The sequence below is a fragment of the Acidovorax sp. genome (genome assembly GCF_021287135.1).
Lineage (GTDB): Bacteria > Pseudomonadota > Gammaproteobacteria > Burkholderiales > Burkholderiaceae_C > Acidovorax.
Map to the genome: position 1 here is coordinate 1 of NZ_JAJTBB010000076.1, position 24,651 is coordinate 24,651.

A 24,651-nucleotide genomic window follows, 5' to 3' on the forward strand; every position below is an offset into this window, starting at 1 on the left:
CGCCGCAGCGCAGCAGCAGGCCCAGCGGCTTGCGCATTTCGTCGAGCGACACCGCGGCGGCGGCGTGGCCGGGCTCGGCCCAGCGGGTGACGAGGCGGTGCCATTGCTGGCCGATCCACTCTTCCATGTCAGTGCTCCGCGGCGTGGGCCGCATGGGGTGCCGCAGGCGCGGCGCAAGGGGGCACGCCCGCGTTGCGGGAGGTGCCCGAGGGCGATGGCGCGGCCGTGGGCTCGGCCAGGGCCACGGCGTGCCGGGTCTGCAGCGACTCGCGCAGGGCATCGACACCGATGCTCCACTGCAGCAGGGGCTCGCGCTGCTGCGCGGCCTGCGATGCCTCGCAGGACTGCACGCACAGCCCGCACTGCACGCACGAGAACTTGCGCCGCTTGAACTGGCGCGGCGGCAGGTGCATGGGGCAGGCGCGGTCGCAGGCGTTGCCGTGGGGCGCGTCGCAGCTGCGGCAGTGGGCGGGAATGGCCGGCTCCAGCCCCGTGGCCGTGGGCTGGGTGCGTGTTGCAGTCTGGCGCCCGGCATCGCGCGCAAAGCCCACCACGCGGCCGCGCGGGTTGGCCATCCACACCAGGCTCTGGAACAGGCCCACGGCGCAGCCATAGCGGCAGAACAGGTGCCGCGCCAGCAGGAATTCGGCGCTGAAGACCACCGTGCCCGCGATGAGGAACCGCAGCTGCCCCGGCGTGGAGGTGCCCGTGAGCAGCCGGCCCCACACGTCGGCCGGCGGCAGCAGGTAGGTGAGCAAAGTGATGGCCCACACAAAGCCCATCAGCACCGACAGCAGCACGAACACCGGCCACCAGCGGCGCTGGGGCGTGAGGCCCTGGCGCGGCGTGGGCTTGCGGTCCCACAGCGACAGGCGGCCGCAGGCCTTTTGCAGCACGTGGTTGAGCAGCTCCACCAGCGAGAAATGCGGGCACAGCCAGCCGCAGTAGAGGCGCCCGTAGCGCCACGCCACGGCCAGGAAGCCGCCCACCAGCAGCACGGCCGGCAGCAGCGCCCGCAAGAAGAGCCGCAGGGCCATGTCGCCCGGGCCGATCAGCCCCTGGCGGAAGTCGTCGATCCCCAGGCTCCAGCGCTGGCCCAGCACCCAGAGCTGCACCTCGGTGACGTCAAAGCGCAGCAGGTTCAGCGCCGGCGCCAGCAGGAACAGCGCGAAGAAGGCGATCTGGAACGTGCGGCGCTGGCGTTGCATGGGGCGTGGGCATGGGCCAGAAGCGGGGGCGGAGTGCTCAGCCCAGCAGGGCTTGCACCACCTCGCACAGCGCTGCGGCGGTGTCGGCGTCGTCGGTGAGCGCGTCCACGATGGCGGCGCGGCAGGCGGCCGGCAGCGGCACGCCGGAGACGGCCAGCCGGGCCGCCATCACCAGCAGCCGGGTGCTGGCGGTTTCTTCCAGGTCCTGGTCGGTCAGCTGGCGCAGGGCGGTGCCCAGGCGCACCAGCGTGGCGGCCAGAGCGGGGCTGGCGCCGGCCTCGGTGCGGAGGATGGCTTCCTCGACCGCGGGGGCAGGGTAGCCCAGGGTCAGCGCGATGAAGCGCTGGCGGGTGCTGGGCTTCAGGCTCTTGAGCAGGCTCTGGTAGCCCGGGTTGTACGAGATCACCAGCATGAACTCGGGCGGCGCCACCAGCTGTTCGCCGGTGCGCTCGATGGGCAGCACGCGCCGGTCGTCGGCCAGCGGGTGCAGCACCACGGTGGTGTCCTTGCGGGCTTCCACCACCTCGTCCAGGTAGCAGATGGCGCCCTGGCGCACGGCGCGCGCCAGCGGCCCGTCGGCCCACACGGTGCCCTGTGCGCCCAGCAGGTGGCGGCCCACCAGGTCGGCGGCGGCCAGGTCGTCGTGGCAGCTCACGGTGATGAGGGGCCGCCCCAGGCGGGCGGCCATGTGCTCCACAAAGCGCGTCTTGCCGCAGCCAGTGGGCCCCTTGATGAGCAGCGGCAGGCGCTGGCGCCAGGCATGCTCGAACAGCGCGGCCTCGCCGCCCTGCTCGGCATAGAAGGGCAGGGCCGCGGCGGCAACGTGGGAGAGGTCACTGTGGTCCATGGCAGCCTCCGGTGTGCTTGGCTCACGCGGCGCGCGGCGTCTTGCGGCCGGCAACGCCCGACAGGGCCTCTTCCGTCACCGGCTTGCCACCGATGAAGAAGCTGGTGAAGTACAGCAGCTGCCCCAGCAGGAAGGTCACGCCGCCGGCAATGCGCACCCAGTAGAAGATGGCGAGCTGGTCCTGCGTGGCCATGAAGCCCATGGCGTTGGTCTCGGGAATGCGCTGCAGCCACACCTGCAGGATGCCCGCGCCCGTGAGGGCCAGCACCATCACGGCCATGCCGATGCTCATGATCCAGAAGCTCCACATCTCGGCGGCCTGCGCCTTGGTGCTGTTGGCGATGCGCCCGCGCAGCGTGGGCATGGCGTAGCTGATGAGCGTGATGACCACGAGCACGTAGGCGCCGTAGAAGGCCAGGTGGCCATGCGCGGCGGTGATCTGCGAGCCGTGGGTGTAATAGTTCACGGCGCTCAGCGTGTGGATGAAGCCCCACAGGCCCGCGCCCAGGAAGCCCAGCACGGCGGTGCCCACGGCCCACAGCACGGCGGCCTGGTTGGGATGGTCGCGGCGGCGGCGCTGCACCATGTTGAAGGCGAACACCGTCATCATGAAGAAGGGAATGGGCTCCATGGCGCTGAAGATGCTGCCGATCCAGTGCCAGTAGCCGGGCAGGCCGATGAAGTAGAAGTGATGGCCCGTGCCCAGGATGCCGGTCATCAGCGCAAAGGCGATGATCACGTAGAGCCACTTGTCGATCACCTCACGGTCCACGCCCGTGGTCTTGACCAGCACGTAGGCCAGCAGCGAGCCCAGGATCAGCTCCCACACGCCTTCCACCCACAGGTGCACCACGAACCACCAGTACATCTTGTCGCGCACCAGGTTGTGCGGGTTCACGAAGCTGAACAGGAACATCAGCGCCAGGCCCCACAGGCCCATCAGCAGCACCAGCGAGATGGAGGTCTTGCGGCCCTTGAGCACCGTCATGCTGATGTTGTAGAGAAAGCCCAGCGCCACGATCACGATGCCGACCTTGGTCGGCAGCGGCTGCTCCAGGAACTCGCGCCCCATGGTCTGCAGCAGATCGTTGCCCGTCAATTCAGCGAGCTTGGCGTAGGGCACCGTGAGGTAGCCCACGATGGTGAGCGCGCCCGCCACGAGGAAGATCCAGAACAGCACCTTGGCCAGCAGCGGCGAGTGCAGCTCCGTCTCGGACTCCTCGGGCACCATGTAGTAGGCCGCGCCCATGAAGCCGAACAGCAGCCACACGATGAGCAGGTTGGTGTGCACCATCCGCGCCACGTTGAACGGGATGTAGGGGAAGAACAGGTCCCCGATCACGTACTGCAGGCCCAGCGTGATGCCGAAGATGATCTGCCCGGCAAACAGCGCCATGGCTGCGATGAAATAGAGCTTCGAGACCGATTGGCTCTGGTACTTGAGTGTTGGAATGTGCATGGTGTCGGTCCCTCTTCAGCCTTCGATGTTGGGTGGCCACTTCTCGGTGTTGATCTCGCCCGTCCACTTGAGGAACTCCACGAGGTCATCGAGCTGCTGGTCGGTGAGGTTGAACTGCGGCATCTGGCGGCGGTGCGGCGCGCCCGTGGGCTGGGCCTTGATCCATGCCTTGATGAAGTCCGGGCCGCGGCGCTGGACCACGTTGCCCAGCTCGGGCGCAAAGTACGCGCCTTCGCCCAGCAGGGTGTGGCAGCCGATGCAGTTGCGCGTCTCCCAGATCTTCTTGCCCGCCACCACGGCCGGGGTGATGGCCTGGGCGTTGGAGCGCTCGGGGATGCGGCGCTCGCTGTCAAACACAATGGCGGCAAACAGCAGGGCAAAGAACACCGTGCCCCCGTAGAACATGTTGCGGGCCATCTGTTTGGTGAACCCGCTGTGTGATTGGCTCATTCGAAGCCCTCCTTGAAATGGACGGCTATATCCTCCCAATTTGCTCGGCTTTTTTCCTTGAACCGGTTCAAGGAATGCGCAGCTGCCCCCGGGCCCGCCGCGCGGATTTTTTGAGCAAAAATGGCCTCTAGCGCTTGTGCAGCAAGCGCAAGCAGCTATTGATTTGATAGTAAATGACGCAGACGGTGGCGGGCTACTGCGGCCACAGGGTCGCCGCCAGCACCAGCAGCACCACGGCGGCCAGCCAGCCCAGCAGCAGCCGGCGCCACAGCGCGGGGGCGTGGCGCAGCTCCATGTAGTCCAGCACGATGAGGCAGCCCTTGCCGGCGGACAGGGCCATCACCACCACGGCCGCGCCGGCGCCCAGGCCTTGCGCGCCGGCGCGTTCGCCCAGCCAGGTGGTGAGGGCCGTGGCGGCCAGCAGGGCCAGCCAGATGGCGTTGGTGCGGCGGTGGGGGTGTTTCATCCAGATCCTTATCGCAGCACGTAGACCAGGGGGAAGAGCACCATCCACAAGAGATCCACCATGTGCCAGAACACGGCGCCCGTCTCCAGGGCGTGGCACTGCTGCGGCCCGTAGGCCCCGCGCCGCGTGGGCGCCCACAGCACGGCAAAGATGATGCAGCCCACGGCGGCGTGCAGGAAGTGAAAGCCCGTGAGCATCACGTACAGCAGGTAGAACGTGTTCTCGGCCACGTCGATGCCCTCGCGCCACTTGTGCGCGTACTCCAGGCTCTTGAGTAGCAGAAAGCCGCAGCCGCACGCCAGCGCGCCCAGCAGCCAGCGTGCCCCCTGGCGCGAGCGGCCCGCCCGCACGGCCTGCACGCTGCGCGCCGCGCACCAGCTGGCGGACACCAGCAGCACGGTGTTGGTGGCGCCTGTGGACAGGTCCAGCGTGGCCTGGCCTGCCGCGAACAGCGCGGGCTCGCGCAGGCGCGCAAAGGCAAAGGCCGCAAACAGGATGCCGAAGGTGAGCAGCTCGGCCAGCACCAGCAGCCACACCACCAGATCGCCCACCAGGCGCGGCGGTGCGGCGCTGGCCCGGGACATTGCCGCGCCGCTCAATGCGAAGTCCCTTCCGAGCGTGTGATCTTGTTCCACACGTTGTACTTGCCCACGGGCTTGCTCATGGGCAGGCGCTTGACTTCCTTGAACGTGGCGGCGTCGTACACGATGAGGGCGCCCTGCATCTCCCACACGCTGGCCAGCGCCAGGCGGCCGTCGCGCGTGAACTCGATGTGCGCCAGGGTCTTGCCGGGCTCGCGCACGGTGGCCACGGGCTGCAGCGTGGCCTTGTCGATGATGGTGAGCGTGTCCTTGGCCGTGGCGCTCATCATCGAGTCCGTCCAGGCATAGGGCGTGTTTTCATGGCTGCGCATGAAGAAGCCCGGCCCCGGCGTGGGGATGCTGGCCACCGGCTTCCACGTCTTCATGTCGATCACGTCGATGCTGCCGCCCTGCAGGTTGGGCGAGGCCAGCACCGTCGTGCCCCGCCAGGCAAAGGTGATGCCCGAGCCCAGGTGCGGCATGCCGGCAATGGGCAGGTCGGCGATCTTGCGGCGCACGTCCAGGTTGACCACCTGGGCGGTGGCCGGCGCGGCGGCGGTCTTGCCATCCTGCGCAGCGGCCGGGGCTGCGTCCTTGGGGCGCGTGGCGCCCAGCACGTGGCGGTAGCTCTGGTCGAAGAAGAAATCGTCCAGCGGCTCATCCAGCGGCGTGCGGCGCACGCCCAGGTAGCCGGGCTTGGCAATGGCCTCGCCCATCTTGTAGTCGTGCACCAGGCCGTCGTGGATGGGGGCGGCCTCGGGGTCGTACGAGATCTCCCAGATCTCCGGAATGTCCTTGAGCGCCACCACAAAGCTCTTGCGCGGCGCGGCGTCGTATACCGCCGACACGCGCGAGCTGCGCTGGCCGTCCAGCGTGCGCGCGTCGTAGGTGCGCACCAGCTGCAGGTCGCTGTCGAACAGGGCCAGCGTGTGCGGCAGGTAGTTGGCGGCCATCACCCAGCGCCCGTCGCCGCTCACGGCCACGTTGCGCATGTTGAGGCCTGCGCGCACCTCGGCCACCACCCGCAGGCGGTACAGGTCGTATTTGGTGATCCAGCCGTCGCGCGAGCCGAAGTACACGTACCGGCCGTCTGGCGAGAACTTGGGCCCGCCGTGCAGCGCAAAGCGGCTGGCAAAGCGGGTGATGACCTCCAGGCGGTCACCGTCCAGCAGGCTCACATGGTGGTCGCCGCCTTCCACCACCACGAAGAGGTTCATCGGGTCGGCCTGCCACAGCGGCGTGGCCGGCTCGCCATCCGGTGCGGGATGGAACTCGCGCGAGGCGCGGATGTCCGCCTCCGTCCAGCGCGGCGCGGGCAGCACCGGAGTGCGGACAAAGGCGCCAAGCGCCTGGATCTCGGTGGGCGAGAGCGTGCCGGCAAAGGCGGGCATCTGCGTGGCCGTGCGGCCCTGGGCGATGACGCGCAGCGCCTCGGCGGCGGGCAGCCGCGCCAGGCTTTCGGGCAGCAGGGCCGGGCCCATGCCGCCCGTGCGCTGCGCGCCGTGGCAGCTGGCGCAGTGGGTGGCAAAGAGGCTGGCGGCGTTGGTGGTGGCGTTGGCAGCGGGGCCTGGACCGGCCTGCTGCGCCAGGGCCAGGTCCCATCCCATCCAGCACAGGCCTGCGACCAGGGCCGCGCGGGCCGCACCAGCCAGCCAGGTGCGCCAGCGGCGCGGGGGCGTTGCAAGGGCTTCAGGCATGGGCTTGCTCCCGGATGGGGATGGTGATGCGTTGGCGCGCACCGTGCGGCGCGCTGCCGGGGGCGGTGTGCACGCCGATCTCTTCGTCTTCGAGGTAGCAGCCCGGGTCTTCGGCCCAGGCGTTGCCCGTCAGCTGCTGGGCGCGCACCCGGGTGTTGCCGCCGCACAGCGCCAGGTAGCGGCATTCAGCGCAGCGGCCCTGCACCGGCCGGGGCTGCTGCTTGAGCCCGGCCATCAGCGGGTCCGACGTGTCGCTCCAGAGGGCCGAGAAGGGCCGCTCGCGCACATTGCCCAGCGTGTGGTGCCACCACATGGTGTCGGGGTGCACCTGGCCCAGGTTGTCGATGTTGGCCACGTTCAGGCCGCTGGCGTTGCCGCCCCAGGCGGCCAGGCGCTGCGCCAGCGCGGGCGCCCACTGCGGCAGGTGCGCCTGCACCCACCGCAGCAGGAAGGGGCCGTCGGCATCGTTGTTGCCCGTCACGTACTCCTCGGCCAGGCCCGCTTGCGCGGCCTCCCAGGCGCGCTCGAACAGCAGCGTGAGCGCCGCGCGCGTGGCCTGGAACTGTGCGTCCTTGCCGCGGTGGATGTTGCCGCGCCCCGCGTAGTTGAGGTGCGAGAAGTAGAACTTGTCGATGCGCTCCTCGCGCATCAGCGCTAGCAGCGCGGGCAGGTCGTGCGCGTTCATCGCTGTCATCGTGAAGCGCATGCCCACCTTCACGCCGCGGTCGCGCAACAGCTTGAGGGCGTTCAGGCTCCGGTCGAACGCGCCCTGCATGCGCCGGAAGCGGTCGTGGGTGTCGCGCAGGCCGTCCAGGCTGATGCCCACGTAGTCGAAGCCCATGGCCGCAATGCGGTCGGCCAGGGGCGCGTCGATCAGCGTGCCGTTGGTGGACAAGCCGGTGTAGAAGCCCATGTCCCGCGCCCGCGCGGCGATGTCGAAAATGTCCGGCCGCATCAGCGGCTCGCCGCCGGAGAGGATGAGCACCGGCACGCCATAGGCGCGCAGGTCGCGCATCACCGCAAACACTTCTTCGCGCGTCAGCTCGCCCGCGTAGTCGTGGTCGGCCGAGAGGGCATAGCAGTGCTTGCAGGTGAGGTTGCAGCGCCGGATCAGGTTCCAGATCACGACCGGGCCCTGCGGGCCTTTGGGCGGGCGGCTGCGCACGGCCGGGTGGGCGCCGGCCGCCTCGGCGGCGGCGATTTCGCGCAGGTATTGGCTAATCCTGAACATCGTGGGAGCCTTTCAGACGGAGTCCCGTCTTTTTGAGGATGGCTGTGGAGTAGAGGATGTCGTGCGCGCGGCAGGCCGGGCCCAGCAGTGCGGCCACCACATCGGCCTGGCGCTGCACCTCCTCGCGCGAGCGGCCGTGCAGCATGGCGAACAGGTTGTAGGGCCACGCGGGCAGGTGCCGTGCGCGGCGGTAGCAGTGGCTCACGCCCGTGAGCTGGGCCACCTGGCGCGCCAGCGCGTCCACCTCGTCGTCCGCTACATCCCACACGCTCATGCCGTTGGCGGTGAAGCCCAGGCGGTAGTGGTTGGGCACGGCGCCAATGCGGCGCACCAGGCCCTCGTCCAGCATGGCAGCGAGCCGCGTGCGCACGCGCTCGCCGTCCACCCCCAGCATGGCGCCCACGGCTTCGTACGGGCGCGCAACCAGGGGCAGGCCGCTTTGCACGGCAGCGATGAGGGCGCGGTCAAAGGCGTCCAGGGCCATGGCGGTCTCCTTCGGCGGGCAGCAGCGGCAGGCGCAGCTCCACGCGGTACTCGTGCTCCTTGGGGAACTGGAACACCGGCAGGCCCGTGGCCTGCTCGATGCGCTGCGCGGCGCGGGCCACGCCCTCGGCCGACTCGGCGGCCAGCACGAACCACATGTTCAGCTGCGGGTGGTCGCGGCGGTAGTTGTGGGCCACCTCGGGCAGGGCGTTCACCAGGAGGGCCACGTCGTCAAAGCGCTCGGGCGGCACCGCCAGCGCCGCCAGCATGAACTGGCCGCCGGCGCGCTCGATCTGGAACAGCGGCCCGAAGCGGGTGAGCACGCCGCTGGCAAGCAGCTGGTGCAGGCTTTCGATCACCTGGTCCTCGCTCCAGCCCAGCGCCTGCCCCACGGCGGCAAAGGGCCGGTCCACCAGCGGAAAGCCGCCGTGCAGGTAGTCCACCAGTTGCAGCTGGGCGTGTCTAAGCATGGGTGGCCTCCTGCGTGGCGGGGGCGGCGGCGAACCTGCGCGGGCCGCGCTGCGTGAAGCGGCGCAGCGAGAACAGCACCTCGCGCCGGTGGTGGGCCATGCCAGCGTGCTGCGCGGCTTGCTGCACCAGGGCCAGCACTTCGCCGCGCTCCCGCCCGTGCACCATGCAGTACAGGTTGTAGCCCCACTGTGCCGCGCGGGCGCGCCGGTAGGCGAGGGTGACACCGGGCTGGCAGGCCAGCCGCGCGCCGCAGGCGTCCACCTCGTCGTCCGGCACGTCGAACACGGTCATGGCGTTGGCGGTGTAGCCCACCTCGTGGTGGCGCACCACCATGCCGAAGCGGCTCAGGGTGCCCTGGGCCAGCCAGCGCGACAGGGTGTCCAGCACGTCGCCCGTGGTCCAGCCCAGCGCGTCGGCCCAGGTGTCAAAGGGCCGCGGCACCAGCGGCAGGCCTTGCTCTGCCAGGGCCGCCAGGCCGGTTTCGCGCGGGGCCACGGGCCGGGTGGCGCTGCGGGTGATGCCGCCCGCGGCGGCGCCGGGCTGCGCCAGGTCGAACGACAGGTCGATGCGGTAGGGCTGCAGCATGGGCAGGCGCAGCACCGTGAGGCCCGTGTCGTGCTCGATCTGCGCCAGCAGTGATTCCAGCGCGGCCGGCGTGGCGGCGTTGGCCACGAACCAGAGGTTCAGCGCGTTCTCGCGCTCGTAGTTGTGGCTCACGCCCGGGTGGCGCGAGACGGCGGCGGCCACGGTCTCCAGCCGCTCGCGCGGCACGGCCATGGCGGCCAGCAGACCGGCACCGCCCGCACCGGGCGCGAACACGCCGCCGATGCGGCCGAGCATGCCGGCCGCCTGCAGGCGCTGGCAGGCTGCGATCACATCGCCCGCAGGCCGCCCCAGCGCCTGGCCCAGCGCGTCGAACGGCGCGGGGCGCAGCGGAAAGCCGCGCTGCCAGGTGTTGAGCAGGGGCAGGTCGTGCGTGGGGCTTGTCGGCACCATGCTAGAACCCCATGCGCTGCGCGCGCGCCGTCAAGAAGATGCCGCTGGGTGCCTGGGCCGGCAGCGTGGCCTGGGTGGCCAGGGTGGCGGTGTCCAGCACCACCACCTTGTCGTCATCGCGGCAGCTGATCCACACCGACTCCCCGCGCGGGGTGAACTCCATGTGCATCACGGCCTTGCCGGGCTGCAGCGTGGCCGCCACGCGCTGCGCCACGGTGTCGATGACCTGCACGCGGTGGTAGTCGGGCACGGCAAAGTTCACCCACACCTGGCGGCCGTCGGGCCGCGCCATCACGAACACGGGCTGGCCGGCCACAGGGATGCGGCCGACTTCCTCCCACGTGGCGGTGTCCACCACCAGCACCTCATGGCGGCCGATGGCGGGCAGGTAGGCATGGCGCCCGGCCACGGCCCAGCCGCGCAGGTGCGGCATCTTGAACACGGGCAGGGGCTGCTGGCTGCGGCCATAGCCCGCCAGGATGCAGCGGGCCACGGGCTGCTCGGCCCAGGTGTCCACCAGCGCCAGGCCGTCTTCGCCAAACAGCCCGGCGATGTAGTGGCGGCCATCGGGCGTGACCAGGGCGTCGTAGGGCTGGCGGCCGATGCCGTCGATGCGCGTCACGCGCGGCCGGTCGGGGTCGGTGCAGTCGGCAATGCAGATCGCGTCGGCATCGAACAGGCTGTAGATAAAGCGCCGCCCGGGCAGGTCGGCCAGGCCCACCACACGCGAGCGCTGGCCGTCGGCCGTGAGCGCCGGGATGTCGGCCCGCAACGCGAGGGTGGCGGCGTCAAACACCTTCACGCCGCCGGGCGTGTAGTTCTGCGCGGCCACCAGCGTGCCGTCGGCGCTGATGGCGCCGCCGATGGAGTTGCCTGCTTGCTGCTCGCGCGCGGTGATGCGCCGGGTTAGCAGGTCGATGCGCGTGAGTGCGCCGTCGCGGCCAAACACGTAGGCGTGGCGGCCATCGCGCGAGAACACCAGCGAGGCATGCGACAGATCGCCCAGCCCGCCGATGCGGGCGAGCACGGAGCGGTGCGTGGTGTTGACCAGCAGCACCGCGCCGGTGGCCCGCTCCACAACCAGGCCCAGGTCGCCCGTGCCCATGAGGGGGGATTCGGGCGGCTGCAATGTGGCGCAGCCGCTGGCCAGCAGTGGCAGTGCCGCCAGGCCGAGGAGAAGGGGGCGTCGTTTCATGGCGAGGTGCGTGGAGGCCACGGAGGGAAGCCGCCGGCCAGCTGTTCGGCAATCCACAGGGCCTCGGCTTCGGTGACAAAGGTGCGCCAGGGCGGCATGGGCGTGCCCGGGCGGCCGTGAAAAATGGTGGCGGCCATGGAAGAGACGGGTTTGTCCGCCAGGGCCGCAGGCGTGAGGGGCGGGCCCAGCCCGCCGGTGAGGTACATGCCGTGGCACGAGCCGCAGTCCTGCCGCACCATGCGCACCAGTGCGCGCTGGCGTTCGGGCGGTGTGGTGGGCGCCGGGGCCTGCGCAAGGGCCCCGGCGCAGGCCAGGGCGCCCAGCAGGCCGGTCAGTGCGACTGCATGCACGGCAGGCTTTCTAAGACTTCAGAATGAACTCGACCGCGGCCTTCAGGTCGGCATCGTCGATCTTGTCCGGCCCGTTGGGCGACATCGGTATCGGCCCGAACACGCCGGAGCCGCCCTTGCGCACCTTGTCGACCAGCTGCGCCGTCACGTCCTTGCCCTTGTATTTGGCCGCGATGTCCTTGAACGCCGGCCCGACCAGCTTCTTGTCCTTGGAATGGCAGGCCATGCAGCCCGCCTTGTTCATGGCTTCTTCGGGAGAGGCGGCGCTGGCGGCACCGGCGCAAAGCGCCAGGGCTGCAGCAAGGGCCAGAGGCCCTGCGGGATGGTGTCTCATCGTTTGCTCCTGTGATTGGGATGGGTTGCCTGGGCGCCAAACACTGTCATCTGCCTACGCACCCGCGCGGCCTGAGACCAGCAGCCGCCGGGGATCTGGCTTCGCCAGGCCCCTGGCGGCGTCCCCCTCGGGGGGAAGGCGCCGCAGGCGACTCAGGGGGGCATCAATAGATGTCGTGCTGCGTGTTGTAGACGTTGAAGTGCCCCGTGGGCGTGATCAGGCGCGGGTCCTTGATCACGGCCTTGAGCGTCAGCGTCTTGTCGTCCACGATCACCAGCGCGCTTTCCTTGTTCTTGGCGCTCCACACCGAGAACCAGACCTCGTCGCCGGCCTTGTTGAACTCCGGCTGCACCACGCGCTTGGCGCCGTCGTCCTTCAGGCCTGCCCACTCGGCCACCGGCAAGGTCACGAAGCCCTTGTCGAGGTCCTTGATGTCGTAGACCACGATGGACTGCGAGATCTTCGGGTCCGGATTGAGCGGCGCGTCCGAGTACAGGTGCGTGCTCTTGGGGTGGCTCTTGATAAACAGCGCGCCGCCGCCGGGGCCGGTCAGCTTGGCCACTTCCTTGAAGGCGTATTCCTTGTGCTTCTTGGGGTCGGTGCCGATCAGCGAGATCGTGTCGTCACCCAGGTGGCCCGTGGCCCAGACGGGGCCGAACTTCGGGTGCAGCAGGTTGGCGCCGCGGCCGGGGTGGGGGATCTTGCCCACCTCGGTGATGGCGGCCAGCTTGCCTTCCTTGGCGTCGATGGCGGCGATCTTGTTGCTGTTGTTGGCGGCCACCATGAAGTAGCGCTTGCTGGAATCCCAGCCGCCGTCATGCAGGAAGGGGGCGGAGCCGATCTCGGTGACCTTGAGCGCGTCGAGGTTGGAGTAGTCCACCATCAGCGTCTTGCCGGTCTCCTTCACGTTCACCACGAACTCGGGCTTGAAGTGCGAAGCCACGATGGAAGCCACGCGCGGCTCGGGGTGGTATTCCTGCGTGCCCACCACCATGCCGCGGGTGCTCACGATCTTCTTGGGCTCCAGCGTGTCGCCGTCCATGATGGTGTACTGGGGCGGCCAGTAGCTGCCCGCGATGGCCAGCTTGTCCTCGTAGCCCTTGAACTTGGAGGTGTCCACCGAGCGGGCTTCCAGGCCCACGCGGATCTCGGCCACGTTGTCGGGCTTTTCCATCCACAGGTCGATCATGTTGATCTTGGCATCGCGGCCGATCACGAACAGGTAGCGGCCCGAGGCCGACAGCCGCGAGATGTGCACGGCGTAGCCGGTCTTCACGATGTTGATGATCTGCTTGGTGTCGCCGTCGATCAGCGCCACCTCGCCGGTGTCGCGCAGCGTGGTCGAGAAGATGTTCTCGATGTTGTAGTTGTTGAGCTTCTTCTTGGGGCGGTCCTTGGGCTCGACGATGACCTTCCAGGTCTTCTTCATGTCGGCCATGCCGAATTCCGGCGGTGTTGGCGGCTCGTGCTGGATGTAGCGGGCCATCAGGTCCACTTCCTGCTCGTTCATCTCGCCGGAGGTGAGCCAGTTGGGCATGCCCGCGGGCGAGCCGTACGAGATGAACACCTTGAGGTAATCCGTGCCTTTTGCGGTGGTGATGTCGGGCGTGAGCGGCTTGCCCGTGGCGCCCTTGCGCAGCACGCCGTGGCAGCCCGCGCAGCGCTCGAAGTAGGTCTGGCGCGCCTTCTCGAACTCGGCCGCCGTCATGGGCGGGGCCTTGGGGTTGTTGCTCTGGTGCATGGGCTCGTTCACCAGAGGGGAGCCGCCGGCCTGGTAGTTCATTTCGGGTTGCGAGACTCCCTTACCTGCCTGTGCCATCGCCGTGGCCGCAGCCATTGCGAGGGCTGCCAGGGCCAGGTGCTGGACGGTCTTGATTGCTTTCATCATCGGTCCTCTGCGTCATGGGCAGCGAATGGTTGGCGGTGGATGCGGCTGCGCCCTCCGACCCGCGCCACGGCTGTCCTTCGTGACTGCGGGTGCGGCAATGGTCCTGCGGGCGGTGCGGGCTGTCCTTGAACTGGTTCAAGGACGCGCCGCCCGGCCTGCCCGACCATGGGCCCACCCCACACAACCACTGCGAGCCACCACATGAGCTTCATGGACGACCCCCAATGGCTGAAGACGCCCACGCCCAACGGGGCCGGGAACCCGCCGGTACCGCCGGGCCGCGTGACGCTGGTCGGCGCCGGCCCGGGCGACCCGGACCTGCTCACGGTGAAGGCCGCGCGCGTGCTGCGCGAGGCCGGCCTGGTGCTCTACGACCACCTGGTGGGCGAAGCGGTGCTGGCCTTGGTGCCCGACAGCGCGGAGCGCATCTACGTGGGCAAGGAGTCCTCGCGCCACACGCTGCCGCAGGAGGACATCATTGCGCTGATGTGCCGGCTGGCAGGCGGTGGACGCCCGCTGGTGCGCCTGAAGGGCGGGGACTGCTACATCTTCGGCCGCGGCGGCGAAGAGGCGCAGGCGCTGGCCCGTGCGGGCATTCCATTTGACGTGGTGCCCGGCATCACGGCCGCCCAGGCGGCGGGTGCGTGCGCGGGCATTCCGCTCACGCACCGTGACCACGCGGGCACCCTGGTGCTCGCCACGGGCCACCTGCGCGGGGACGACGACACGGCGCTGGACTGGCCGCTGCTTGCGCGCAAGCGCCAGACCGTGGTGTTCTATATGGGCGTGGCCACGCTGCCCACCCTCTGCGCGCAGCTGGCAGCGCACGGCCTGCCGCCGGACACGCCGGCGGCCATCGTCGAGCGCGCCTCGTTGCCCGGCCAGCGCACCCTCACCGGCACGGTCGCATCGCTGCCGGCGCTGGCGGCCCGCCACGGCGTGAAGGCGCCGGCCCTGATCATCGTGGGCGGGGTGGTGGCTTTGCAGCCGGCCTTGGCGCAGGGCGGAGTGCTCGACGCCCGCCCTCGCTGAGCTGGCCGGTCTTTCGCGGCCCCGCTCAGGCGTCCAGCGCCGGGTCTGCCGACGTCTGCCCGCTGCGCCCGCGCCGCCAGGCCTTTTCAATTTCCACAACCACCAGCACCACCAGCGCCGCGCCGATGCACAGCGCCAGCTCGCCGGCTGACAGGGGCTCGGTCTTGAACAGCGGGTTCAGCCAGGGCACGTAGATGGTGGCCAGCTGCAGGGCAAAGGTGAGCAGCACGGCGTAGAGCAGCGGTCGGTTGCTCAGCAGCCCCAGCTTCCAGAGGGGTTCGGATTCTGAGCGGATGGCGATCACATGCGCCATCTGTGCCAGCGTGAGCACGGTGAACACCATGGTCTGCCAGTGCGCGTGCCCGGTGTGCAGCGCCCAGGCCTGCACGGCCAGGCACAGCCCGCCGATCAGCAGGCCCACGCCCAGGATGTGCTGCCACATGCCGTGGGCAAACAGGCTCTCGCGCGGTGCGCGGGGCGGGCGCTGCATGATGCCGCGCTCGGCCGGTTCGGCCGCCAGCGCCAGGCCCGGCAGGCCGTCGGTGACGAGGTTGACCCACAGGATGTGGATGGGCAGCAGGGGAATCGGCAGCAGCAAAAGCGGCGCGAGGAAGATGGTCCAGATCTCGCCCGAGTTGCCCGTCATGGCGTAGCGCACGAACTTGCGGATGTTGTCGTAGATGCGGCGGCCCTCGCGCACCGCCGCGACGATGGTGGCGAAGTTGTCGTCCAGCAGCACCAGGCTCGATGCCTCGCGCGCCACGTCGGTGCCGCCCTGGCCCATGGCCACGCCGATGTCGGCGCGCTTGAGGGCCGGGGCGTCGTTCACGCCGTCGCCTGTCATCGCCACGAAGTGGCCCCGGGCCTGCAGCGCCTCGACGATGCGGATTTTCTGCGCCGGGTCCACGCGGGCGTAGACCTGCACCTGCTCCACCTTGGCCTGCAGCGCGGCGTCGTCCAGCAAGGCCAGCTCGGCGCCGGTGAGCACGGGCGCATCGCTGCTGCCCACAATGCCCAGGCGGTGCGCAATGGCGCGGGCCGTGGCCGGGTGGTCGCCGGTGATCATCACGGGGGTGATGCCGGCGCTGAGGCAGTCGCGCACCGCCGCCTGCGCCTCGGCACGCGGCGGGTCGATGAGGGCGATGAGCCCCAGCAGCTCCAGCTGGTTTTCCACCGCGTCGATGTCGTTGGTGTCCGGCAGCCGGTCGTGGCTGCGGCGGGCCAGCGCCAGCACCCGCAGACCCTGGGCGGCGAGCTGCTGGGCCATGGCCAGGACCTTGGCGGCATCCAGTGCCGCGGCGCCCTCGGGCGTCCAGTGGGTGGTGCACCGGGGCAGCACGGACTCGGGCGCGCCCTTGGTGTAGGCCACAAAGCCGGGCGCGCTGCGGTGGAACGTGGTCATGCGCTTGCGGTCGGAGTCAAACGGCTGCTCCTGCACACGGGGGCTGCGCGCGTCAAGCTGGGCCTTGTCCAGGCCGCCCGCGTGGGCGGCCAGCGCCAGCGCGGTTTCGGTGGGGTCGCCCAGCCAGTGGGCGCCAGGTGTGCCGCCACCGTCCTGCGCCTGCAGCGTGGCGTCGTTGCACAGCGCGGCGGCGCGCAGGGCCTCGGCGTGGGCCGGCCCGGGCAGGGGATCGCCGGGCACCCAGCGCACGCCGTGCGCCACCAGCAGCTCGGCATGCATGCGGTTCTGCGTGAGGGTGCCGGTCTTGTCCGAACAGATGGTGGTGACCGAGCCCAGCGTCTCCACCGACGGCAGGCGCCGCACCAGCGCATGCACCGCGACCATGCGGCGCGCGCCCAGGGCCAGCAGCACCGTGACCACGGCGGGCAGCGCCTCGGGGATCGCCGCCACGGCCAGGCTGATGGCGGTGAGGGCCATGAGCAGCGGCGCCTCGCCGCGCAGCACGCCCACCACGAAGATCACGGCGCAAATGCCCAGCACCGCCAGCGCCAGCCGCTTGCCAAAGGCGGCCAGCCGCCGCTGCAGCGGCGTGCTGCAGTCGGCCGTGTCCAGCAGGGTGGCGACCTTGCCCAGTTCGGTGCGCATGCCGGTGGCCACCACCACGCCCCGGCCGCGCCCGTGGGTTGCCGTGGTGCCCTTGAACGCCATGTTGGTGCGGTCGCCCAGCGCCCCCGCGTCCTGCGCGGCAAGGGCCTCGGTCTGCTTGGCCACGGTGACGGATTCGCCCGTGAGGGCCGACTCATCCACCTGCAGCTGCGCAATCTCGATCAGCCGCAGGTCGGCCGGAATCTGGTTGCCCGCTTCCAGCAGCACGATGTCGCCCGGCACCAGCTCCGTGGCAGACACCACCTGCACGGCGCCGCTGCGCAGCACCGTGGCGTGGGCGGCGGCCAGTTGGCGCAGTGCCGCCATGGCCTGGTCGGCGCGCCAGGCTTGCACGAAGCCAATGACGGCGTTGAGCACCACGATGATGAGGATGACCAGCGTGTCGGTGACCTCGCCCACCAGCCCCGAGATGACGGCGGCGCCCAGCAGCACCAGCACCATGAAATCCTTGAACTGGTCGGCCAGCAGACGCCACCAGGGGCGGTCTTGGCTGGACGCGAGTTCGTTGGCCCCGTGGGCGGCGCTGCGACGCTGGGCCTCATCCGCATGCAGGCCATGCTGCGGGTCGACGCCGTGGTCGCGTGCCACGTCGTGCGCAGGGCGTAGGTGGGGGTGCTGGGGCGCCATGGGCAATTCAGCTTCCGTACAGATAGACCACGTAGGTATTGAGCAGGTAGACCGCCGCCAGTCCCACGCTGACCGCGCCGACCGTACGCAGCAGGCGTTTGTGCGGGCGAAAGAACAGCCCCACCACGGCCAGCCCCATCATCACCACGGCCGATGCTGCCGTGATGGCGTGCACGGGTGACACATGGGCCAGCAGATCGCCGGGGCGATAGAACACATCGTCAATGGCCACGATGGCCATGTTGAAGAGGTTGCTGCCCAGCAGGTTGCCAATGGCCATGTCGAGCGCGCCCAGGCGCATCGCCGACAGTGTGACGGCCAGCTCGGGGAGCGTGGTCACCAGGGCCATGAACAAGCTGCCCACGAAGCTGCGGTTCCAGCCCATGGCGGCGGCCAGATCGACCGCCGCAAACGGCAGCCACATGCCGGCGCCCACCACGATGGCCGCTGCGACGGCGAATCGTGCGCAAGCCTGGCGCAGGCTGGGCAGGGCGGCCGGGGGCAGGCCGTGCAGCGCTTCGCCCCCGCGCGGCGGGCTGGGGTGGGCGCGTTCATATGCGAACACGGTGCGCATGGCGACCAGGTAGAGCAGCAGGATGACGGGCGTGAGCAGGCCCACGCTGCGCTGCGCCGCCGGGCTGGCCGATGCGCCCAGCTGCCCCACCACCAGACCCAGCAGCAGGAAACCCAGCAACACCACGCCAAACGCGCCTGCCAACACATGGCTGTGTGCCGCCTGCGTCCACACCGGGGCCGGCCGGTGCAGCAGGTCGATGACCACCAGGAAAGCGAGGTTGAGCACGCAGCTGCCCAGCGCATTGCCGACGGCCAGGTTGGGGGTCTGGGCGATGGTGACGCTGGTGATGCCCGTGGCCAGCTCGGGAAGCGACGTGACGCTGGCCACCAAGGTCAGCCCGATCCAGCTGCCTGAGAGCCCGGTGTGCTGGGCAATGGCATCGCCGTTGCGCGACAGCTGGTAGCCGGCAGCACCGATCAGAACGGCGCAGACCGCAAACTGGAGCCAGGCGGCAAGCGCCGGCATCTACCGCACCCTCCGCATGGCGCTGCCCCAAGTGCCGGCGGCTGCCAGGGCGCCGGAAAAAGCGGAGGGGCAGGTTGAAGGTGAAGGCATGGGCGTGGCGGTCAGGGGGCCGCAATGCCAATGCATCAGTGCGCGTTGTGCGGCCGGGCTTTGTAGAAGGTGAGGGGGGCTTCGCGGGCCTGGTTGAGCACCTGGCGCTTGATCTTGCCCACCACGTGCATTTCACAGGGCTTGCAGTCAAAGCGCAAGGTCAGCTTCTCCTTGCCGTTGATCAACATCAAGGGCTCGGCCTTGATGGTGCCCTGCACGCCCGTCACGCCCTTGGCCTGCTTGGGGCACAGGCTCATGGAAAAGCGCACGCAGTGCTTGGTGATCATGAGGCTGACTTCGCCTTCCTCCTCGTGCGCCTCGTAGGCGGCATCGATCACCTTCACGCCGTGGCGCACGTAGAAGTCGTGCGCCTTGTGGTTGAACACATTGCCCAGGAAGGAGAGCGTGTCCTCCGGATAGGGCGCCGGCGGCTCCACCGGCGTGGCGCGCGGCAGGCGGGCAAAGTTGCGGGCGCGCTCGGCCTCCAGCGCGGCCACGGCGTCGCGGCGCAGCGCGTTGAGCACCGAGGCGGGCACGAACCAGGGCTGCGACAGCGAGAGCGCGATGTCATGCACCGCGAACACCGTGGCGCCAAAGCGGCCCAGCTGCTCGCGCAGGCTGGCCTCGGCCTTGGCGGCATCGGTGGCGCTCTGGTGGGGCTGCTGTACAGAGGCCGTGCCTACGTTGCCGTCCTCATCGGTCAGGGTGAGGCTGAAGCCTGATGGCGTCTCGCTCAAGTGCGCCCACAGGCCGATGCGGCGGTCGCTGGATTTCTTCTCCAGCGTGCGCACCCAGTCCATGTCGCGGTTGCGGTTGACTTCGGTGCCCTTGCGCAGGTCCTTGAAGCCCTCCACGGGGTCCTTGGGGTAGACGCGCCACTGGGTCAAGCTGCGTGCGGAGACGGGCTCGGCCACGTTGATGGCCATGCCCACCAGCTCCTTGTGCAGGTCGTAGTAGCACAGGCCGTCGCCGTTGTGCAGCACGGTGGCGGGGTCGCTCACTTCCAGCTCGACAAAGTCAGGCCCCACCTTGGTGACCCAGCCGATGGCCTGGCCCGGGTTCTTGGGGCTGTCGAAGGCGCCGATGTCCTGCTTGCGGCCGGTGACGAAGTAGTCGGTGAACTCGCGGTTGAAGTTCTGCAGCGGGTCGGGCGTGAAGGTGAAGGTGGTGCGCCCGCTGGACGAGCGGGAAAGCGGCCGGCCCTCGGCCTCGCGCTCTTCGAGGATTGCGTCGAGCAGCGTGCGGTAGTGGGCGGTGATGTTCTTCACATAGCCCATGTCCTTGTAGCGCCCTTCGATCTTGAAGCTGCGCACGCCCGCGTCGATGAGGGCGCGCAGGTTGTCGCTCTGGTTGTTGTCCTTCATCGACAGCACGTGCTTGTCGTGCGCGATGAAGCGGCCCTGCGCATCCGTCACCTGGTAGGGCAGGCGGCAGGCCTGGCTGCAGTCGCCGCGGTTGGCGCTGCGGCCCGTCTGCGCATGGCTGATGTTGCACTGGCCGCTGTAGGCCACGCACAACGCGCCGTGGATGAAGAACTCGATGTTGGCCCGCCCGGGCGCATCCACCGGCCCCAGGGCCTTGTGGACTGCTGCGATCTGCTGCACCGTCAGCTCGCGTGCCAGCACGATCTGCGACAGGCCAGCGTCTTGCAGAAAGCGCGCCTTCTCGGGCGTGCGGATGTCGGTCTGCGTGCTGGCGTGCAGCTGGATCGGCGGCAGGTCGATTTCCAGCAGGCCCATGTCCTGGATGATGAGCGCGTCCGCGCCGGCCTCGTACACCTGCCAGGCCATCTGGCGCGCGGCCTCCAGCTCGTCGTCGCGCAGGATGGTGTTGAGCGTGATGAAGATGCGGCTGTTGAAGCGGTGCGCATGCTTGACCAGGCGCTCGATGTCCCGGAGGTCGTTGCCTGCGCCGGCCCGCGCGCCAAAGGCCGGGCCACCGATGTAGACGGCGTCGGCACCGTGGTTGACGGCTTCGATGCCGATGTCGGCATCGCGCGCGGGCGAGAGGAGTTCGAGCTGGTGGGGCAGGAGGGACATGGGGCGCGATTATTTCAGTTTCGCCATTCCGCAGGGCGGGGGAGGGGGCATTGGAAGGTTCAGGGGGCGCTGGCCCTGCTGCGCGTGGGGTCTGGTACAAAGCCGCCAACGAGGCAGTGGGCCGCGTCCGGCCGCCGCAGACCGAAAGGAACCCGATGAGCGCTCTGCATTCCCGAAAGCCCACCCAGCTGAGCCTGGCCATCAACGACCTCGACTTCGTCTACCTGCCCACCCGCACCAGCACCGACGCGGCACGGCATTGCGAGGTGGTCTGCACCGTGGACTGCTCGTGGTTCTACTCCAAGGGCGCCAACCATATGGTCTTTGCGCTCGATTGCACCGGCGGCCAGGGCAGCTACAACCCGCACTGCGGCCCGGTGCTGCGCCACGGGCAGAACCTGTTGGCCGAGGCCCGCGGTTTCATCGTCTTTGCGGACGGCGCCGTCATGGCCGAGCGCTGGAACGGCACGGCCATGCCGAGCCTGGTGGCGGTGGCCAACACGTCGGGCGCCACGTTGGACCCGGCCCAGACGCCGGTCTTCACCGTCCGCATCCTGGCGGGCTACCGCGCGGGTCCGTTGGCCGACACCCTGCGCATCACCATCCACCAGGGCATCAGCCTCCTGGGTCCCGTGCTGTTCGAGGGCGAGGTGACGGGCAGCGGATGGGGGTGGGACTGGACGGGCTCGCACCGCGTGGCCCTGGCGGGGATCGGGCCGCATTTCGTCACCCCCAACGATACCGGCTGCGTGGAGGAGCGGGTGCCGCGGGACGCGCCGGAAGCGGTGCTTCCCTTCACGCATTTCAAGCTGCGGATCGCGAAGGGCTGACGGTCCGCGCTGGGCCGCCCCAAAACCGTGCGAAAGGCGACCCGCGCCAGGACCGCGGCGCTGCGCGACCATTAGCCCGGTTAATGGCGCAGCAAATTACTAAGTTTACATATTGATTGCTGCATTGCGGTGCATGCGGTGGCTACGATAGGAAGGTTTGCGCTCCAAACTGGTGCGCCTGGCCTTGTCCTTCATTCTCCGGAGACCTCATCGTGTTTCGTGCTTCCCGCCTGCGTTCCCCCTCGTTGTCCTTGTCCCTGGTGCAGCTGGCTGCTGCCGCGGTGTGTGCGGCTGCGGCCACGGCCGCTGTGGCGCAGGATGTGCAAACCGTCAAGATTGCCCATGCCGGCCCGGTCTCGGGCGGCATTGCCCACATTGGCAAGGACACGGAAAACGGCGTGCGCATGGCCATTGACGACCTCAACGCCCAGAACCTCGTGATCGGCGGCAAGAAGATCAAATTCGAGATTGCTGCCGAAGATGATGCGGGCGACCCGCGCCAGGCCACGGCCGTGGCGCAGAAGCTGTGCGACCAGAAGGTGGCGGGCGTGGTCGGGCACCTGCAGTCCGGCACGTCCATCCCCGCATCGGCCATTTATGCCAAATGCGACCTGCCCCACATCACCGCGTCGGCGTCCAACCCCGACCTGACCAAGCCCGGCCACAAGACCACCTTCCGCCTCATCGCCAACGACAACGCGCTGGGCGCCGCGCTGGCACTGTTCGGCGCGGACCACCTCAAGCTCAAGACGGTGGCCATCATTGACGACCGCACCGCCTACGGCCAGGGCGTGGCGTCGGTGTTCAAGGCCACCGCGCTGCAAAAGGGCTTGAAGGTGGTGGCCGAGGAGTTCACCAACGATAAGGCCACCGACTTCATGGCCATCCTCACGGCCATCAAGAACAAGAAGCCCGATGCGATCTTCTACGGCGGCCTGGACGCCCAGGCCGGCCCGATGCTGCGCCAGATGGAGCAGTTGGGCCTGGGCAACGCGAAGTTCTTTGGCGGCGATGCGCTGTGCACGGAAAAGCTGCCGGAACTGGCCGGCAAGACGCCCGCCCTCAAGAACGTGACCTGTGCCACCGGCGGTGCTTCGGTGGACAAGATGCAGGGCGGCTCCGACTGGAAGAAGCGCTACGACGCCAAGTTCCCGGGCCAGTTCCAGATCTACAGCCCCTACGCCTATGACGCCGCCATGGTGCTGGCCGACGCCATGAAGCGCGCCAACTCGGTGGACCCCAAGGTGTTCACCCCCTTCCTGGCCAAGACCGAGTACAAGGGCGTGACGGCCAACATCGCCTTCACCTCCCGCGGCGAGTTGACCACGCCGGCCGTGACGCTGTACACCTACCAGGACGGCAACCGCGTGGCGCTGAACTGACCTCACAGCCCCTCGGCCGCTTCCCGCGGAAGCGCCCCCCAACGGCCGCCTTGTGCGGCCGTTTGCCTTTACAGTCGGGCCGTGCGCCGGCCCATGGGGAGGCCGGCAGAACACGGACAAGGAGGGCTGGGGAATGCGCGCAATGCTGGGCTTGGTGGGGCTGGTCGTGGTGCTGGCCATCGTGGGTGTGCTGGCCCGCAAGCAGACATCGGCCCTGCGCAACGGTGCCCCCGGCAACATGCCCGCCGCTGCGGCCAACGCGGCCTCCGAGCCCCTGGCCGTGCAGCCCGGCGGCAACGTGCAGCAGCAAAGCCAGCAGATCCAGCAGCAGGTGGAAGGCATCCTGCAGCAGGCCCGCCCCATGCCGGACGAGGAAGGCGCCAAGTAGCCACCGCGAGCGCGCTGCCCTATTTTTTCAAGCGAAATTGGCCTCTGGCGCTGATGTGTAAAGCGCTGGAAGCTATAAAAGTTATAGCATGATTTTCACCCCATCCCCGCTGGACGACGCCCACTGGATGCGCCAGGCACTGGCGCAGGCCCAGCAGGCCGGCGCCGAAGGCGAGGTCCCCGTGGGGGCGGTGGTGGTGCAGGATGGCCAGGTGATCGCCACCGGCCGCAATGCGCCCGTGCAAGGCCACGACCCCACGGCCCACGCCGAGATCGCAGCGCTGCGCGCGGCAGCCCGGCACCTGGGCAATTACCGGCTGGAGGGCTGCACGCTGTACGTGACCCTGGAGCCCTGCGCCATGTGCGCCGGCGCCATGCTGCACGCGCGCGTGGGCCGGGTGGTGTTTGGCGCGCCCGACCCCAAGACGGGCGTGGCCGGCTCGGTGCTGAACCTGTTTGCCGAGCCGCGCCTGAACCACCAGACCGCCGTGGAAGGCGGCGTGCTGGCCGATGAATGCGGCTTGGCCCTGAGCACGTTCTTCCAGCAGCGCCGCCGCGCCCAGCGCCAGCAGGCCCTGGCCGCCCATCCGCTGCGCGACGACGCCCTGCGCACGCCCGAGGCCCGCTTTGCCCGGTTGCCTGGCTATCCCTGGGCGCCGCACTATGTGAGCGACCTGCCCGCCCTGGCGGGCCTGCGCCTGCACTACCTGGACGAAGGCCCGCGCGACGCGCCCCGCACCTGGCTGTGCCTGCACGGCAACCCGGCCTGGAGCTATGTCTACCGCAAGATGCTGCCCGTCTGGCTGGCCGCGGGCGACCGCGTGGTGGCGCCCGACCTGGTGGGTTTTGGCAAAAGCGACAAGCCCAAGAAGGAGGCCTTCCACACGTTCGACACGCACCGCCAGGTGCTGCTGGAGCTGGTGGAGCGGCTGGACCTGCAGCGCGTGGTGCTGGTGGTGCAGGACTGGGGCGGCATCCTGGGCCTGACCCTGCCGATGGCCGCCCCGCAGCGCTACCGCGGCCTGCTGGCCATGAACACGCTGCTGGCCACGGGCGAGGCGCCGCTGTCGCAGGGCTTTGTGGACTGGCGCGACCTGTGCCGCCGCAAGCCTTTGTACGGCGTGGGCCGGCTGCTGGCGCGCGGCAACCCGCACTTGAGCACCGACGAATGCGCGGCGTATGACGCGCCGTTTCCGGACGCGGGCTACCGCGCCGCCCTGCGCGCCTTTCCGCAGCGGGTGCCCGCGCTGCCCACCGACCCCGGGGCCGCGGTGTCGCGCGCAGCCGCGCAGTTCTGGGCGCACGCCTGGCAAGGCCGCAGCCTGCTGGCCGTGGGCGCGCAAGACCCGGTGCTGGGCCCGCCGGCGATGCAGGCGCTGCGTGCCCAGGTGCGTGGCTGCCCCGAGCCGCTGGTGCTGCCCCAGGCCGGCCACTTCGTGCAAGAGCACGGCGAGGCCGTTGCACGGCACGCTGTGGAATACTTCGCCGATTGATGCAT

The 24,651-nt window shown here is 69.4% G+C and carries 23 protein-coding genes; 5 read left to right on the top strand and 18 right to left on the bottom strand.

Annotated features, from left to right (window positions below):
- Positions 1-128 precede the first annotated feature (128 nt).
- The 15 genes from LWW96_RS17065 to LWW96_RS17135 form a co-directional block, all read right to left on the bottom strand.
- Positions 129-1,208, bottom strand: coding sequence for a 4Fe-4S binding protein (locus tag LWW96_RS17065; RefSeq protein ID WP_291489056.1), 1,080 nt, complete (start codon positions 1,206-1,208; stop codon positions 129-131).
- A gap of 37 nt (positions 1,209-1,245) precedes the next feature.
- Positions 1,246-2,055, bottom strand: a complete 810-nt coding sequence (locus tag LWW96_RS17070) for a CbbQ/NirQ/NorQ/GpvN family protein (protein ID WP_291489057.1) — start codon at positions 2,053-2,055, stop codon at positions 1,246-1,248.
- Positions 2,056-2,077: 22 nt separating this feature from the next.
- Positions 2,078-3,514, bottom strand: coding sequence for a cbb3-type cytochrome c oxidase subunit I (locus LWW96_RS17075; RefSeq protein ID WP_291489058.1), 1,437 nt, complete (start codon positions 3,512-3,514; stop codon positions 2,078-2,080).
- Between the two features lie 15 nt (positions 3,515-3,529).
- Positions 3,530-3,964 (bottom strand): cytochrome c, encoded by a 435-nt coding sequence (locus tag LWW96_RS17080; protein WP_291489059.1) that lies wholly within the window; start codon positions 3,962-3,964, stop codon positions 3,530-3,532.
- 193 nt (positions 3,965-4,157) lie between these two features.
- Complete coding sequence (locus LWW96_RS17085) at positions 4,158-4,430, bottom strand: cytochrome C oxidase subunit IV family protein (protein WP_291489060.1); 273 nt, start codon at positions 4,428-4,430, stop codon at positions 4,158-4,160.
- 8 nt (positions 4,431-4,438) lie between these two features.
- Positions 4,439-5,014 (bottom strand): cytochrome c oxidase subunit 3 family protein, encoded by a 576-nt coding sequence (locus LWW96_RS17090; protein ID WP_291489061.1) that lies wholly within the window; start codon positions 5,012-5,014, stop codon positions 4,439-4,441.
- Positions 5,015-5,025: 11 nt separating this feature from the next.
- Complete coding sequence (locus tag LWW96_RS17095) at positions 5,026-6,618, bottom strand: nitrite reductase (RefSeq protein WP_291489081.1); 1,593 nt, start codon at positions 6,616-6,618, stop codon at positions 5,026-5,028.
- Between the two features lie 82 nt (positions 6,619-6,700).
- Positions 6,701-7,939, bottom strand: a complete 1,239-nt coding sequence (gene nirJ, locus LWW96_RS17100) for a heme d1 biosynthesis radical SAM protein NirJ (RefSeq protein ID WP_291489062.1) — start codon at positions 7,937-7,939, stop codon at positions 6,701-6,703.
- On the bottom strand, positions 7,926-8,423 hold the full coding sequence (locus tag LWW96_RS17105; RefSeq protein ID WP_291489063.1) for an AsnC family transcriptional regulator: 498 nt from the start codon (positions 8,421-8,423) through the stop codon (positions 7,926-7,928). Before LWW96_RS17105 ends, nirJ begins: the two co-directional genes overlap by 14 nt.
- Complete coding sequence (locus LWW96_RS17110; protein ID WP_291489064.1) at positions 8,404-8,892, bottom strand: Lrp/AsnC family transcriptional regulator; 489 nt, start codon at positions 8,890-8,892, stop codon at positions 8,404-8,406. Before LWW96_RS17110 ends, LWW96_RS17105 begins: the two co-directional genes overlap by 20 nt.
- Complete coding sequence (locus LWW96_RS17115; protein ID WP_291489065.1) at positions 8,885-9,889, bottom strand: Lrp/AsnC family transcriptional regulator; 1,005 nt, start codon at positions 9,887-9,889, stop codon at positions 8,885-8,887. Before LWW96_RS17115 ends, LWW96_RS17110 begins: the two co-directional genes overlap by 8 nt.
- A gap of 1 nt (position 9,890) precedes the next feature.
- Positions 9,891-11,084, bottom strand: coding sequence for a cytochrome D1 domain-containing protein (locus LWW96_RS17120; protein ID WP_291489066.1), 1,194 nt, complete (start codon positions 11,082-11,084; stop codon positions 9,891-9,893).
- Positions 11,081-11,398, bottom strand: coding sequence for a cytochrome c (locus LWW96_RS17125; protein ID WP_291489082.1), 318 nt, complete (start codon positions 11,396-11,398; stop codon positions 11,081-11,083). Before LWW96_RS17125 ends, LWW96_RS17120 begins: the two co-directional genes overlap by 4 nt.
- 46 nt (positions 11,399-11,444) lie before the next feature.
- Entirely contained in the window at positions 11,445-11,768 is a 324-nt protein-coding gene (locus LWW96_RS17130) for a c-type cytochrome (protein WP_291489067.1), read from the bottom strand.
- A 163-nt stretch (positions 11,769-11,931) separates the two neighbouring features.
- Positions 11,932-13,653 carry a nitrite reductase gene (locus LWW96_RS17135; RefSeq protein WP_291489068.1) on the bottom strand — a complete coding sequence of 574 codons (1,722 nt, stop codon included), beginning with the start codon at positions 13,651-13,653 and terminating at the stop codon, positions 11,932-11,934.
- Positions 13,654-13,857: 204 nt separating this feature from the next.
- Between LWW96_RS17135 and cobA the strand changes: the two genes are divergently transcribed.
- Positions 13,858-14,688 carry a uroporphyrinogen-III C-methyltransferase gene (cobA, locus tag LWW96_RS17140; RefSeq protein WP_291489069.1) on the top strand — a complete coding sequence of 277 codons (831 nt, stop codon included), beginning with the start codon at positions 13,858-13,860 and terminating at the stop codon, positions 14,686-14,688.
- Positions 14,689-14,713: 25 nt separating this feature from the next.
- Here cobA and LWW96_RS17145 read toward each other — a convergent pair whose 3' ends face one another.
- The 3 genes from LWW96_RS17145 to LWW96_RS17155 form a co-directional block, all read right to left on the bottom strand.
- Complete coding sequence (locus LWW96_RS17145) at positions 14,714-17,383, bottom strand: cation-translocating P-type ATPase (protein WP_291489070.1); 2,670 nt, start codon at positions 17,381-17,383, stop codon at positions 14,714-14,716.
- A 7-nt stretch (positions 17,384-17,390) separates the two neighbouring features.
- Positions 17,391-18,425 carry a sodium:calcium antiporter gene (locus LWW96_RS17150; protein ID WP_291489071.1) on the bottom strand — a complete coding sequence of 345 codons (1,035 nt, stop codon included), beginning with the start codon at positions 18,423-18,425 and terminating at the stop codon, positions 17,391-17,393.
- Between the two features lie 125 nt (positions 18,426-18,550).
- Positions 18,551-20,554, bottom strand: a complete 2,004-nt coding sequence (locus tag LWW96_RS17155; RefSeq protein WP_291489072.1) for a U32 family peptidase — start codon at positions 20,552-20,554, stop codon at positions 18,551-18,553.
- Positions 20,555-20,709: 155 nt separating this feature from the next.
- On the opposite strand from LWW96_RS17155, the gene LWW96_RS17160 reads away from it, so the two are divergent.
- The 4 genes from LWW96_RS17160 (at position 20,710) to tadA (ending at position 24,646) form a co-directional block, all read left to right on the top strand.
- Positions 20,710-21,384, top strand: coding sequence for a hypothetical protein (locus LWW96_RS17160; protein WP_291489073.1), 675 nt, complete (start codon positions 20,710-20,712; stop codon positions 21,382-21,384).
- A gap of 266 nt (positions 21,385-21,650) precedes the next feature.
- Positions 21,651-22,766: a branched-chain amino acid ABC transporter substrate-binding protein gene (locus LWW96_RS17165; RefSeq protein ID WP_291489083.1), complete on the top strand. Its 1,116-nt coding sequence runs from the start codon at positions 21,651-21,653 to the stop codon at positions 22,764-22,766.
- A 133-nt stretch (positions 22,767-22,899) separates the two neighbouring features.
- Positions 22,900-23,154, top strand: a complete 255-nt coding sequence (locus LWW96_RS17170; RefSeq protein WP_291489074.1) for a hypothetical protein — start codon at positions 22,900-22,902, stop codon at positions 23,152-23,154.
- 88 nt (positions 23,155-23,242) lie between these two features.
- A complete protein-coding gene (gene tadA, locus LWW96_RS17175; protein ID WP_291489075.1) occupies positions 23,243-24,646 on the top strand; it encodes a tRNA adenosine(34) deaminase TadA in 1,404 nt (467 codons plus the stop codon).
- The last annotated feature ends 5 nt before the right edge of the window (positions 24,647-24,651 follow it).

Bases quoted from the DNA above. Each gene is read 5' to 3' on its own strand.
- LWW96_RS17065 (WP_291489056.1), bottom strand. From the start codon at position 1,208: ATGCAACGCCAGCGCCGCACGTTCCAGATCGCCTTCTTCGCGCTGTTC.
- LWW96_RS17070 (WP_291489057.1), bottom strand. From the start codon at position 2,055: ATGGACCACAGTGACCTCTCCCACGTTGCCGCCGCGGCCCTGCCCTTC.
- LWW96_RS17075 (WP_291489058.1), bottom strand. From the start codon at position 3,514: ATGCACATTCCAACACTCAAGTACCAGAGCCAATCGGTCTCGAAGCTC.
- LWW96_RS17080 (WP_291489059.1), bottom strand. From the start codon at position 3,964: ATGAGCCAATCACACAGCGGGTTCACCAAACAGATGGCCCGCAACATG.
- LWW96_RS17085 (WP_291489060.1), bottom strand. From the start codon at position 4,430: ATGAAACACCCCCACCGCCGCACCAACGCCATCTGGCTGGCCCTGCTG.
- LWW96_RS17090 (WP_291489061.1), bottom strand. From the start codon at position 5,014: ATGTCCCGGGCCAGCGCCGCACCGCCGCGCCTGGTGGGCGATCTGGTG.
- LWW96_RS17095 (WP_291489081.1), bottom strand. From the start codon at position 6,618: ATGGGATGGGACCTGGCCCTGGCGCAGCAGGCCGGTCCAGGCCCCGCT.
- nirJ (WP_291489062.1), bottom strand. From the start codon at position 7,939: ATGTTCAGGATTAGCCAATACCTGCGCGAAATCGCCGCCGCCGAGGCG.
- LWW96_RS17105 (WP_291489063.1), bottom strand. From the start codon at position 8,423: ATGGCCCTGGACGCCTTTGACCGCGCCCTCATCGCTGCCGTGCAAAGC.
- LWW96_RS17110 (WP_291489064.1), bottom strand. From the start codon at position 8,892: ATGCTTAGACACGCCCAGCTGCAACTGGTGGACTACCTGCACGGCGGC.
- LWW96_RS17115 (WP_291489065.1), bottom strand. From the start codon at position 9,889: ATGGTGCCGACAAGCCCCACGCACGACCTGCCCCTGCTCAACACCTGG.
- LWW96_RS17120 (WP_291489066.1), bottom strand. From the start codon at position 11,084: ATGAAACGACGCCCCCTTCTCCTCGGCCTGGCGGCACTGCCACTGCTG.
- LWW96_RS17130 (WP_291489067.1), bottom strand. From the start codon at position 11,768: ATGAGACACCATCCCGCAGGGCCTCTGGCCCTTGCTGCAGCCCTGGCG.
- LWW96_RS17135 (WP_291489068.1), bottom strand. From the start codon at position 13,653: ATGAAAGCAATCAAGACCGTCCAGCACCTGGCCCTGGCAGCCCTCGCA.
- cobA (WP_291489069.1), top strand. From the start codon at position 13,858: ATGAGCTTCATGGACGACCCCCAATGGCTGAAGACGCCCACGCCCAAC.
- LWW96_RS17145 (WP_291489070.1), bottom strand. From the start codon at position 17,383: ATGGCGCCCCAGCACCCCCACCTACGCCCTGCGCACGACGTGGCACGC.
- LWW96_RS17150 (WP_291489071.1), bottom strand. From the start codon at position 18,425: ATGCCGGCGCTTGCCGCCTGGCTCCAGTTTGCGGTCTGCGCCGTTCTG.
- LWW96_RS17155 (WP_291489072.1), bottom strand. From the start codon at position 20,554: ATGTCCCTCCTGCCCCACCAGCTCGAACTCCTCTCGCCCGCGCGCGAT.
- LWW96_RS17160 (WP_291489073.1), top strand. From the start codon at position 20,710: ATGAGCGCTCTGCATTCCCGAAAGCCCACCCAGCTGAGCCTGGCCATC.
- LWW96_RS17170 (WP_291489074.1), top strand. From the start codon at position 22,900: ATGCGCGCAATGCTGGGCTTGGTGGGGCTGGTCGTGGTGCTGGCCATC.
- tadA (WP_291489075.1), top strand. From the start codon at position 23,243: ATGATTTTCACCCCATCCCCGCTGGACGACGCCCACTGGATGCGCCAG.